This is a genomic window from Caballeronia zhejiangensis (assembly GCF_000698575.1).
GTDB lineage: Bacteria > Pseudomonadota > Gammaproteobacteria > Burkholderiales > Burkholderiaceae > Caballeronia > Caballeronia zhejiangensis.
Map to the genome: position 1 here is coordinate 1 of NZ_JFHD01000073.1, position 10,758 is coordinate 10,758.

12 protein-coding genes are annotated in these 10,758 nt (G+C 70.8%); 9 read left to right on the forward strand and 3 right to left on the reverse strand.

The genetic code is table 11. The annotated features are described in order from the left end of the window. The 3 genes from BG60_RS35500 to BG60_RS35510 form a co-directional block, all read left to right on the forward strand. A partial coding sequence (locus tag BG60_RS35500; protein ID WP_034474533.1) for an MFS transporter occupies positions 1-750 on the forward strand: 750 nt, incomplete at its 5' end. A 34-nt stretch (positions 751-784) separates the two neighbouring features. Then, positions 785-1,336 (forward strand): SRPBCC family protein, encoded by a 552-nt coding sequence (locus tag BG60_RS35505; protein WP_033536326.1) that lies wholly within the window; start codon positions 785-787, stop codon positions 1,334-1,336. 12 nt (positions 1,337-1,348) lie between these two features. Further along, complete coding sequence (locus BG60_RS35510; RefSeq protein ID WP_032491441.1) at positions 1,349-2,623, forward strand: RNA polymerase sigma factor; 1,275 nt, start codon at positions 1,349-1,351, stop codon at positions 2,621-2,623. Between the two features lie 28 nt (positions 2,624-2,651). Here BG60_RS35510 and BG60_RS35515 read toward each other — a convergent pair whose 3' ends face one another. Beyond that, positions 2,652-3,671 carry an MBL fold metallo-hydrolase gene (locus tag BG60_RS35515; RefSeq protein WP_081851938.1) on the reverse strand — a complete coding sequence of 340 codons (1,020 nt, stop codon included), beginning with the start codon at positions 3,669-3,671 and terminating at the stop codon, positions 2,652-2,654. Between the two features lie 127 nt (positions 3,672-3,798). Here BG60_RS35515 and BG60_RS35520 point away from each other — a divergent pair, with 127 nt between their 5' ends. The 5 genes from BG60_RS35520 (at position 3,799) to BG60_RS35540 (ending at position 8,120) form a co-directional block, all read left to right on the forward strand. Further along, positions 3,799-4,425, forward strand: a complete 627-nt coding sequence (locus BG60_RS35520; protein WP_033536327.1) for a general secretion pathway protein GspB — start codon at positions 3,799-3,801, stop codon at positions 4,423-4,425. 111 nt (positions 4,426-4,536) lie between these two features. Next, positions 4,537-5,682 carry an MlaE family ABC transporter permease gene (locus tag BG60_RS35525; RefSeq protein ID WP_014194358.1) on the forward strand — a complete coding sequence of 382 codons (1,146 nt, stop codon included), beginning with the start codon at positions 4,537-4,539 and terminating at the stop codon, positions 5,680-5,682. Continuing rightward, positions 5,679-6,491, forward strand: coding sequence for an ABC transporter ATP-binding protein (locus BG60_RS35530; protein WP_014194357.1), 813 nt, complete (start codon positions 5,679-5,681; stop codon positions 6,489-6,491). The genes BG60_RS35525 and BG60_RS35530 overlap by 4 nt, the downstream gene beginning before the upstream one ends. Beyond that, positions 6,481-7,413, forward strand: coding sequence for an MlaD family protein (locus tag BG60_RS35535; protein ID WP_014194356.1), 933 nt, complete (start codon positions 6,481-6,483; stop codon positions 7,411-7,413). Before BG60_RS35530 ends, BG60_RS35535 begins: the two co-directional genes overlap by 11 nt. Positions 7,414-7,448: 35 nt before the next feature. Next, positions 7,449-8,120: an ABC-type transport auxiliary lipoprotein family protein gene (locus BG60_RS35540; protein ID WP_033536329.1), complete on the forward strand. Its 672-nt coding sequence runs from the start codon at positions 7,449-7,451 to the stop codon at positions 8,118-8,120. 14 nt (positions 8,121-8,134) lie between these two features. On the opposite strand, the gene BG60_RS35545 is transcribed toward BG60_RS35540, so the two are convergent. Beyond that, positions 8,135-8,899 (reverse strand): SDR family oxidoreductase, encoded by a 765-nt coding sequence (locus BG60_RS35545; RefSeq protein WP_033536330.1) that lies wholly within the window; start codon positions 8,897-8,899, stop codon positions 8,135-8,137. 141 nt (positions 8,900-9,040) lie between these two features. Between BG60_RS35545 and BG60_RS35550 the strand changes: the two genes are divergently transcribed. Then, the gene (locus BG60_RS35550; protein WP_014194353.1) at positions 9,041-9,733 is read left to right on the forward strand and encodes a dienelactone hydrolase family protein; all 693 of its coding nucleotides are present in this window, start codon (positions 9,041-9,043) and stop codon (positions 9,731-9,733) included. Between the two features lie 4 nt (positions 9,734-9,737). Here BG60_RS35550 and BG60_RS35555 read toward each other — a convergent pair. Further along, a partial coding sequence (locus BG60_RS35555) for a magnesium transporter CorA family protein (RefSeq protein ID WP_034474536.1) occupies positions 9,738-10,758 on the reverse strand: 1,021 nt, incomplete at its 5' end.

Genomic DNA, 10,758 nt, shown 5'->3' on the forward strand with positions numbered 1-10,758 from the left:
CTCGGCGCCGCCGCGCTGCTGCTGGCCGCCTTCATCGCGATCGAGGCCCGGGTCGCGCACCCGCTGATGCCGTTGAAGCTGTTCAAGCTGCGCAACGTCGCCACCGCCAATGTGGCCGGCGTGCTGTGGGCCGCCGCGATGTTCGCGTGGTTCTTCATCTCCGCGCTGTACCTGCAGCTGGTGTTGGGCTATGACGCGATGCAGGTCGGTCTGGCCTTCCTGCCGTCCAACCTGATCATGGCCGTGTTGTCGCTCGGCGTGTCCGCCAAGATCGTCATGCGCTGGGGCATTCGCGGCCCGCTGGCCGCCGGCCTGGCGGTCGCCGCCATCGGGCTGGCGCTGTTCGCCCGGGCGCCGGTAGACGGCAACTTCTGGATCGATGTGCTGCCCGGCATGCTGCTGCTGGGGGTGGGTGCCGGCATCGCCTTCAACCCGCTGCTGCTGGCCGCGATGAGCGACGTGGGGCCGAGCGAATCGGGCCTCGCCTCGGGCGTGGTCAACACCGCCTTCATGATGGGCGGCGCGCTCGGCCTGGCGGTGCTGGCCAGCGCCGCTGCCGCCCGCACCACCGCGCTGCTGGAGGCCGGCGCCACCCAGGCCGCCGCGCTCAATGGCGGTTACCAGCTGGCCTTCGGGCTGGGCGCCGCGTGTGCCGCGCTGGCGGCGGTACTGGGCGTGGTGTTCATGCGCATCCAACCGCAGCAAGCCGATGGCGCGAACGGCGGGCAACCCGACTCCGCCGTCCACTGACTCATTTTTCCCAACCATTCACGAGGAGCGCAACATGTTGAAAACCATCCTGGGCGTCGCGGTGTTGGCCATTGCCGGCGTGCTCATCTACGCCGCCACCAAGCCCGACACCTTTCGCGTCGAACGCTCCACGCTGATCAAGGCGCCGCCCGAGAAGATCTTTCCGCTGATCAACGACATCCACGAGATGCAGCAATGGTCGGCCTGGGAGAAGGTCGACCCCGCGATGCAGCGCACCCACTCCGGCGCGTCCAGTGGCGTGGGCGCCATCTATGAATGGAAGGGGAACAAAGAGATCGGTTCCGGCCGCATGGAAATCACCGAATCGGTGCCACCGTCGCGCGTCGTCATCAAGATGGATTTCATCGAACCCTTCCCCGCGCACAACACGGCGGCGTTCACGCTGAAGCCCGAAGCCGACGGCAACACCCGCGTGACCCACGCGATCTTCGGGCCCATGCCCTACATCTCCAAGGTCATGAGCACCTTCTTCAGCATGGACCGCATGATCGGCGACAAATTCGAGCAAAGCCTGGCGGCGCTCAAGGCTCTGGCCGAACGCCGACCCCACGCCCCGGTGCTCTGATGTAATCGATGCATGAGCCGCACCGACCTCCATCGCCAACTCGACGGGCTCTGGCGCATCGAGTCGGCCAAGGTCGTGGCCAAGGTGGCCCACATGACGCGCGACGTGGGGGTGGCCGAAGAGATCGCGCAAGACGCGCTGCTCGCCGCGCTGGAAACCTGGCCGGGGCAGGGCCTGCCCGACAACCCAGGCGCCTGGCTCATGACCACCGCCAAGCACCGCGCCATCGACTGGCTGCGCCGCCAGCAGCTGCATGCCGCGAACGAGACCGACCTGAGCCGCACGCTCGACGACCAGATGGCCGCCGGCATGCCCGACGTGGAGGCGTGGATGGACGACGCCATCGGTGACGACCTGCTGCGCCTGGTCTTCACGGCCTGCCACCCGGTGTTGTCGCCGGAGGCGCGGGTGGCGCTCACGCTGCGCCTGCTGGGCGGCCTGACCACCGACGAGATCGCGCGCGCGTTCCTGGTGCCCGAGGCCACGCTGGCCCAGCGCATCGTTCGCGCCAAGCGCACGCTGGGCGAGGCCCGGGTGCCGTTCGAGGCGCCGCGCGCCGACGAACTCGCCGAGCGCCTCGACGCGGTGCTGGAGGTGGTCTACCTGATCTTCAACGAGGGCTACGCCGCCACGGCGGGCGACGACTGGATGCGCCCCGCGCTGTGCAACGAAGCCCTGCGCCTGGGGCGCATGGTGGCCGAGCTGATGCCGGCCGAGCCCGAGGTGCACGGCCTGGTCGCGTTGATGGAAATCCAGGCCTCGCGGCTGCACGCCCGCACCGGTCCCGGCGGCGAGCCCGTGCTGTTGATGGATCAGGACCGCACCCGCTGGGACCGCCTGCTGATCCGCCGGGGGCTGGCGGCCCTGGCGCGGGCCGAGGGGCTGCTGGCCGTGCAGGACCGCGGGCATGGCCCCTATGCGCTGCAGGCCGCGATCGCTGCCTGCCATGCGCGCGCCGTCACGCCCGGCGCGACCGACTGGTCGCGCATCGTGGCCCTGTACGACGGGCTGCTGCAGGTCATGCCTTCACCGGTGGTGGCGCTGAACCGCGCGGTGGCCGTGGGGCAGGCCCGTGGTCCGGCCGAGGCGCTGGCCCTGGTGGACGGGCTCGCGCTGGAGCCCCGGTTCCAGCAGTACCACCTGCTGCCCAGCGTGCGGGCCGACCTGCTGCAGCGCCTGGGTCGCCGCGCCGAGGCGCGTGCGGCCTACCTCGTTGCCGCCGACCTTGCGCGCAACCGCCGCGAGGAGGCGCTGCTGCGCGAGCGCGCGGCCGCCTGCCACCCCTAACGGTGCGGGCAAGGCGGCCACTGCCCAGTCACTTGGGGTTGACGACCGAGTAGTTCACCGGCACGAAACGGTAGCCCTTGCCTTCGGCGCGGATGTGGCCGATGCCGGGGAACGACAGGTGGGTCGCCGCGATCAGGTAGCCGCCCTTGGCGGCATCCGCGAAGGCCTTCTTGCGCTCCACCGCGGCGGACTTGCTGTCGCTGTCGAGCTGGATCGTGACGCTGGGGTCGTCGAACTGCACCGCGGCGACGAGTATCAGGTCGCCGAGCAGGGCGAGCTTTTGCCCCTGGCTTTCGACCACGTAGGTGGTGTGGCCCGGGGTGTGGCCGTGGCTGGCCAGCGCTTTGATGCCGGGCACCAGGTCGGTGTTCCCCGAGAAAGGCTTGAACTTGCCGGCCTTCACATAGGGGTTCAGCGAGGCCATGGCGCCTTTGAAGAAGCCTTTGCTCTCGTCGTCCGGGGCCTTGTCGAGGTTGGTCTGGCTGAGCCAGAAATCGGCTTCTTTCTGGTCCGCACGCACCACCGCGTTCGGGAACGCCAGTTGCTCACCCACCATCAAGCCGCCCACGTGGTCGGGGTGCATGTGGGTGATGTAGATCTCGTCGACCTGCTCGGGCTGATAGCCTGCGGCCTTGAGGTTGGCCGCCAGCCGGCCCAGGGTGGGGCCGAACAGGCCGGCCGCGCCGGTGTCCACCAGCACCAGCTTGGAGCCGGTGTTGACGAGGTAACCGGTGACCGAGGTTTCGAGCGGCGCTTTCTGGAAGGACTTGGCCAGCGCGCTCTGCGTCTTCGGGGCCGGCTGGTTCAGCCGCTTGTCGACCGGCAGCGCCACCGTGCCGTCCGACAGCGCGGTGATTTCGAAGTCGCCCAGCAGCATCCGGTAGTAGCCGGGGGCCGAGGTGCGCACCTGCGGTGCGGCGGCGTGGGCGGTGGACACCAGCGTCAACGGTGCAACGGCGGCCGTGGCGGCCACCACGGCCGCAACACAGGACAGGCGGGCCAGCAAGCGGTTCTTCAGGGGCATGGTGATTTCCTTGTGGGTGGGCATGGACTCGCGCCGGAGTATACCGAGATTGCAACGGCTTTGCAACATCGGGGTTGCCCGGTGCACCGGCGCGGGCCGGCGCCCTGTATGCTTCCGGTTTTCGCCGCCACCCTGCCCAGCCGACGACGCCATGTCCTACATCCTTGACGCCCTCAAACGCGCGGAGTCCGACCGCGGGCGCGGCTCGGTGCCGGGGCTGCACACCCAGCAGGTGATGCCCGGCAGCGACGTGGCGGGCACCGAGCGGCCGGTGTGGCTGTGGCCGGTGGTCACCGCCGGTGTGGCTGTGGCCGGCCTGGTGGTGCTGTATCTGGTCAACCCGGTCACGGTGCGCATCCACGCGGGCAGCCCGGTGGCCGCCAGCCTGCCGCCGCCCACGGTGTCGCCCCCGCCCGCTGCCGCCCTGCCGGTGCCGCAGATCACCGCCGTGACCGCCGTCGAAAGCACACCCGACGCCTCGGCGCCCGAAGGCGGTGCGCGCAGCCGCCGCCGGGCCGCCGCCACCGACGCGCTCACGGCCAACGAGCCGCGCGTCTATGCCGTGGCCGACCTGCCACCCGATGTGCGCAACGCCCTGCCGAAAGTGGCCGTCGGCGGTTCCAGCTACTCCACCAACCCGGCGCTGCGCATGCTCATGGTCAATGGCCAGATGTACCAGGAGCGCGACCCGCTGGGCCCGGAGCTGACGCTGGAGCAGATCCGCCAGGGCTCGGCGGTGCTGCGTTTCCGCGGCTACCGCTACCGCATCAGCTTCTGAGCTTGCCGGGCGGCCGGTGTCCTACGCCGGGGGCTGCGTTGTCCTACAGCCAAAACGCAGCGACCGCCTTAGCATGGCCTTTGGCACGCCTTGTGCCTGCCCGGCCCTGCCATGGACGACCCGCAACCCCGCCTCGACCTTCTCGCCGATCCTGACCCGGCCGACCCTTCTGCAGGCCGCCGGGTCGTGCTGCGTGGCGCCTGGACCGTGTCGCAGCTCGCGCGGCCAGGCGTGTGGCGGGCCACCGGGCGCGCGTTGCAACAGGCGGCCCCCGACCGCGACGGCCTGACCTGGGACCTGCGCGGGCTCGACGCGTTCGACCACCTCGGCGCGCAGCGGCTCTGGGACCACTGGGGCGGTGCATGGCCGGCGCACTGGCTGGCCGAGGCGCCGCAACACGCGCTGCTGGCGCGGGTGGCCGAGTTTGGCCACCTGCCCGAGACCGCCCGCACGCCCGGCCCCTTCCGCCGCCTGACCGCGCTGGGCGAGGGCGGCATCGCCGCGTGGCGCCACGCACGTGACTTCATCGCCCTGCTGGGCGCCACCTTCCTCGACGCGCTGCGCTGGCTGCGCCGTCCCGCCGCTGGCCCCTGGCGCGACTTTTCGGGGCAGCTGTACCACGCGGGCGCGACGGCCCTGCCCATCACGGCCATGGTGGGTTTTCTCATTGGTGTGGTGCTGGCCTACCTGCTCGCGCAGCAGCTGCAGGCATTCGGCGCGGACCTGTTCATCGTGAACATCCTGGGCGTGTCGCTGGTGCGCGAACTGGGCCCGGTGCTGGCGGCGATCCTGATCGCCGGCCGCTCGGGCTCGGCCATCACCGCACAGATCGGCGTCATGCGGGTGACCGAAGAGATCGACGCCATGCGGGTGCTGGGCATCGCGCCGGGTTTCCGGCTGGTGCTGCCGCGCGCGGCGGCGCTGGCACTGGTCATGCCGCTGCTCACGGTCTGGACCACGCTGGCCGCGCTGCTGGGCGGGCTGGTGGTGTCGGACCTCACGCTGGGGCTGGGCGCCTCGTACTTCGTGCACGAGCTGCCCAAGGCCGTGCCGGTGGTGCATCTTGCGCTGGCGCTGGGCAAGTCGGCCGTGTTCGGCGCGTTGATCGCGCTCATCGGCTGCCATTTCGGGCTGCGGGTGCGGCCCGACACCCAAAGCCTGGGCCAGGGCACGACGGCCTCGGTGGTCGCGGCGATCGCCATGGTGATTCTGGTCGATGCACTGTTCGCCATCGTGTTCCAGGGGGTGGGCACATGACCACCGCCATCACCGTGCGCGGCCTGCGCACGGTGTTCCCCGGCCCGGTGCAGGACACCGTGATCCACGACGGGCTGGACCTCACCGTGGCGCGCGGCGAGATCGTGAGCCTGGTCGGTGGTTCGGGCACCGGCAAGTCGGTGCTGCTGCGGCAGATGCTGGGGCTGGAGCGGCCGGCGGCCGGCACGGTCACGGTGCTGGGTGAACCGGCCGAGCGGCTCGGGCGCACCGGCGCCGCGCAGCGCGTGGGCATGCTGTTCCAGCAGGGCGCGTTGTTCTCGGCGTTTTCGGTGCTCGACAACATCGCGCTGCCGCTGCGCGAACTGCGCACGCTGCCGGAGCGTCTGGTGCGCGAGGCGGCCATGGTCAAGCTGCAGATGGTGGGGCTCGGGCCCGAGCACGCGCACAAGCTGCCCAGTGACTTGTCGGGCGGCATGGTCAAGCGCGTGGCGCTGGCCCGCGCGCTGGCGCTCGATCCGCCGCTGCTGTTCCTCGACGAGCCCACCGCCGGGCTGGACCCCGACAGCTCCGACGGCTTCTGCCAGTTGCTGGCGGCGCTGCACCGCGAGCTGGGCCTGACCGTGGTCATGGTCACGCACGACCTCGACACCCTGTTCGCGCTCAGCACCCAGGTCGCGGTGCTCGCCGAAAAACGCGTGATCGTGCACGACACGCCCGAGGCGGTGGTGCGCGTCGATCACCCCTTCATCGAAACCTTCTTCCGCGGCGAGCGGGGGCGGCGCGCGCAGGCGCCGCTGCCGCCGCCCACCCCCTCTCCCCCGAGCGAAAGGACCCGCCATGGAGAATAAGGCGCATGCCCTCGTGGCCGGCGTGTTCGTGCTGGTGATGACCGCCCTGCTGGCCGGCCTGGCCTGGGGCCTCACCCGCGACCGCAAGACCTACGACCTTTACGAAATCACCACCCGCGACGCCGTCAGCGGTCTGGCCGAGCAGGCCCCGGTGCGCTTCCGTGGCGTGCCGGTGGGGCAGGTGGCGTCCATCGGCTTTGACCCGCAGGCGCGCGGCCAGGTGCGCATCCTGCTGTCGGTGGAACGCGGCGCGCCCGTCAGCACCGCGACCTTTGCCACCATCGCGACGCAGGGCGTCACCGGCCTGGGCTTCATCCAGCTCGACGAAGAAGCCGCACAGGCGGCCACGGCCCAGCCGCTGGCCCCCAACGACGACCAACCGCCCCGCATCCCGCTGCGGCCGGGCTTTCTCGACAAGCTCAAGACCCAGGGCGAGGTCATCCTCGACCAGTTCGAGCAGGCCAGCACCCGCTTCAACCAGCTGCTCGGCGATGGCAACCAGAAGGCCTTCACCCAGACGCTCGACAGCCTCAACCGCCTCGCGCTCAAGCTGGACCGCCAGGTCGATCCGGCGCTGGTTTCGCTGCGGCGCGGCACCGACGCCATCGGCAGTGCCGCGGGCGAATTCGGCAAGGTCGCGCAGCGCCTCAACGAGAAAAACGGCGCGGTGGACCGGCTCACCGCGGGCACCGAGGCGCTGGCGCAGAGCGCCGAAGGCTTCAACGCCGTCACGCTGCCCCGCCTGAACCGCGCCGCCGATGAACTCACCCGCGGTGCGCGGCAGGTCTACCGCACGGCCAACCTGCTGGGTGACAACCCGCGCTCGCTGATCTTCGGTGCCGGCCCTGCCGCGGCCGGGCCGGGCGAGCCCGGCTTTGCGCCTCCTGACGCCGCCGAACGCCCTGTGAGCACCGGAGATTGATTGCTATGTTTTTCATACCTAACAATTCAGCAAATATGCTGACTACCGGCACTTTTGATGCTCAAAATGCCTCTCGAAAGGCGGTTCGGGGGCTGGCAGTGGTACTGGCCGTCGCCGGGCTCGTGGCGCTGGCCGGCTGCGGGGCGCTGGGCAGCCTGAACACCGCACCCTTGCGGCCCGTGCTGTACGACTTCGGCAGCCCGCCGGGCGCTGCCGCATCCATCGGCGTGCCCGGTGGATCGCAGCGCCCCGTGGCCCTGGCCGACGTGGACGCGCCCGCCGCGCTCGACACGCCCGCCGTGCTGTACCGGCTGGCCTACGCCGACGCGCAGCAGCCCCGCCCCTATGCACAGGCCCGCTGGAGCATGGCGCCCGCCCAGTTGCTGCGCCAGCGGCTGCGCGAAGGCCTGGGCCAGCACCGTCCGGTGCTGCAGCCCGGCGAAGGCGGCCGGGTGCGGCTGATGCGGGTGGAGCTGGAGGCCTTTCACCAGGTGTTCGAGTCGCCGCAGCGCAGCGCGGGGCTGGTGCGCCTGCGTGTCACGCTGACCGAGCCCGGTGCGGCCGGCGACGACCGCGTTGAGCAGCACAGCTTTGCCGCCCAGCGGCCCGCGCCAACCCCCGATGCCCCGGGGGGCGTTCGCGCCCTCACCGCCGCCACCGACGCGGTCATTGCCGACATCGACGTCTGGCTGGCCGAGCGGCGCTGAAGCCGGGCGCCGGCTCAGCGCCCGCCGGCCACGTCGAGCAGCGTGCCGGTGGTGTAGCTTGATGCGTCCGACATGAGCCAGACGATCGCCTCGGCCACCTCCAGCGCAGTGCCCACGCGGCCCATGGGCAGTTGCGGTGCCATGAGCCGCACGCGGTCGGGTTGCCCGCCGGAGGCATGGATCTCGGTGTCGATGATGCCGGGTCGCACCGCGTTCACGCGGATGCCCTCGGCCACCACCTCCTTGGCCAGCCCCAGCGTGAAGGTGTCGATCGCCGCCTTTGCGGCCGCGTAGTCCACGTACTGCCCTGGCGAGCCCAGCCGCGAAGCCGCGCTGCCCACGTTGACGATCACGCCCCCCGCACCACCGTGGCGGGTGCTCATGCGGCGCACGGCCTCGCCCGCACACAGGAAGGAGCCGGTGACGTTGACCGCGAACATGCGGGTGAGCCGGGCGGCGTCCATCTGGTCGACCCGCGTCGCGACGTCGACCACGCCGGCGTTGTTCACGAGCGCGTCGAGCCGGCCGAACTTGGCATCGACCTGCCCGAACAGCGCCTGCACCTGCGCCGGATCGGCCACGTCGGCCTGCACGGCCATGGCCCGGCCGCCCGCCGTGCGGATCTCGCGCACCACCGCGTCGGCCGCCAGCGAGTTCGCCGCGTAGTTGATCGCCACCGCCCAGCCACGCCGGGCTGCGAGGCGCGCCGTGGCCGCGCCAATGCCCCGGCCGCCCCCGGTGACCATCACCACCCGGCCTGTCGTGTCCGTCGTCGTCATCAAGTCCCGCCTCCTGCGGGTGAATGGGTTCTGGGCTAAAACCCGGAAAGGGCACCCGCCGTTCCAGCGGGGCAGCGTACACCAAGCCGGCCGGCACGACCCGTGCCGCCGGCCTCCCCCCACACCCACCAGGAGATTCACATGGGCAACATGGCCGAACTGCAAACCGCCGATGGCTTTCACCGCTTCCCCGCCTACGTGGCCCCACCGGCGGGCACACCGCGCGGCGGCATCGTGGTGCTGCAGGAGATTTTTGGCGTGAACGCGCACATCCGCGCGGTTGCCGACGGCTACGCCGCCGAGGGCTACCTCGCAGTGGCGCCGTCCACCTTCTCGCGGACCGGCAAGGCCGACCTGGAATTGGCCTACGACGAGGCCGGCATGAAAACCGGCTTCGCGCTCAAGGCCGAGGTCGACGGCCTGCCCGCCCCCGGCGTGCTCGACGACATCGCCGCCGCCATCACCTACGCGGCACAAGCCGGCAAGGTCGGCATCGTCGGCTATTGCTGGGGCGGCCTGCTGACCTGGCGCGCGGCCTGCAGCTTCGGGGCCCTGAGCGCTGCCGTGCCGTACTACGGCGGCGGCATGACGTCGGAGGCCGACCGTGCCCGTACACCTCGCTGCCCGGTGCTGGCCCATTTCGGCCGCCAGGACAGTTACATCCCCATGGACACGGTCGAGGCCTTCCGCCACGCGCAACCGGGCGTTCAGGTGCAGGTCTACGACACCGGCCACGGCTTCAACTGCGACCAGCGCGGCTCGTACCACGCCGAGTCCGCCCGGCTCGCACGCGAACGCACGCTGGCGTTCTTTGCCGAGCACCTCGGCGGCTGAGGCGTCAGCGGTTCGACGGCTCCAGCAGGCGCTTGCGCCAGAAGAAACCGAGCAGCCCGACCGCGATCAGCCCCATCACCGCGGTGGCCCACCACAGGCCATCGGGGTGCTTGATGAACGGGAACGCCTCGAAGTTCATGCCGAAGTAGCCGGTGATCAGGTTCAGCGGCAGGAAGATGGCGGTCAGCACGGTGAGCGTGCGCATGACGTCGTTGGTGCGGTTGGCGGTGGCCGAGAAGTGCATCTGGATCGCCGACTCGAGCGACTCTTCGAGCCGGTGCACGTGCGAGATCACCCGCTCGACGTGTTCGATGGTGTCGCGGGTGCGCACCTGCAGCATCTCGCGCTCCACGAAGGGCGTGCCGGGCTCGTTGAGGGTCTGCAGCCACTCGGCCAGGGCGCCGCGCTGGTCTTCGGCGATGTCCTGCAACTGGTGCAGGGTGTTGCGGGCTTCCAGCAGCGCCTGCCAGTTGCGGAAGCGCGAGTGCTCGTCGAGCAGCTCCGACTGCCAGTGGTCGAGCTGCAGGGTCAGGCGGCGCCGCAGTTCGAGGTAGCCGTCGACCATGTGGTCGATCACCCGCAGCATCAGCTCGGCCGGGCTGTCCGGCATGTGGATCAGCGCCTTGCGGCCCGGTGCCGTGCCGGGTGCGCGCCCCTGCGGGCCCGGCGTGACCTGGCTCAGCATGCGGTCGATGAAGTGGTCGCGCACCGTGCAGTCGACCGGGTGCACGGTCACCAGCACCCGGCCGAACACTGCGAAGCCCACGGGGCTGGTGTCGATGCGGCGCAGCGCCGACGGCCCGCCGCGCCGCTTGGGTGGGCGCGCCACCTCGTTGCTGGCCACGCCACCGTTCAGGGTGTCGGTCTCGCGCTCGGTGGCGGCCAACCGGCGGAACACCAGCACGTCGTAGACCGAGGTGAAGTCGTAGTGCGAGGGCAGCTGGTTGTTCAGCAGGTCCGAGACATGGAACTCCAGCAGCGGCGTGCCCGTGAGGCGCTGCAGCGCGGCCTGGATGGCCGCCTGG

Bases quoted from the DNA above. Each gene is read 5' to 3' on its own strand.
- BG60_RS35505 (WP_033536326.1), top strand. From the start codon at position 785: ATGTTGAAAACCATCCTGGGCGTCGCGGTGTTGGCCATTGCCGGCGTG.
- BG60_RS35510 (WP_032491441.1), top strand. From the start codon at position 1,349: ATGAGCCGCACCGACCTCCATCGCCAACTCGACGGGCTCTGGCGCATC.
- BG60_RS35515 (WP_081851938.1), bottom strand. From the start codon at position 3,671: ATGCCCACCCACAAGGAAATCACCATGCCCCTGAAGAACCGCTTGCTG.
- BG60_RS35520 (WP_033536327.1), top strand. From the start codon at position 3,799: ATGTCCTACATCCTTGACGCCCTCAAACGCGCGGAGTCCGACCGCGGG.
- BG60_RS35525 (WP_014194358.1), top strand. From the start codon at position 4,537: ATGGACGACCCGCAACCCCGCCTCGACCTTCTCGCCGATCCTGACCCG.
- BG60_RS35530 (WP_014194357.1), top strand. From the start codon at position 5,679: ATGACCACCGCCATCACCGTGCGCGGCCTGCGCACGGTGTTCCCCGGC.
- BG60_RS35535 (WP_014194356.1), top strand. From the start codon at position 6,481: ATGGAGAATAAGGCGCATGCCCTCGTGGCCGGCGTGTTCGTGCTGGTG.
- BG60_RS35540 (WP_033536329.1), top strand. From the start codon at position 7,449: ATGCTGACTACCGGCACTTTTGATGCTCAAAATGCCTCTCGAAAGGCG.
- BG60_RS35545 (WP_033536330.1), bottom strand. From the start codon at position 8,899: ATGACGACGACGGACACGACAGGCCGGGTGGTGATGGTCACCGGGGGC.
- BG60_RS35550 (WP_014194353.1), top strand. From the start codon at position 9,041: ATGGGCAACATGGCCGAACTGCAAACCGCCGATGGCTTTCACCGCTTC.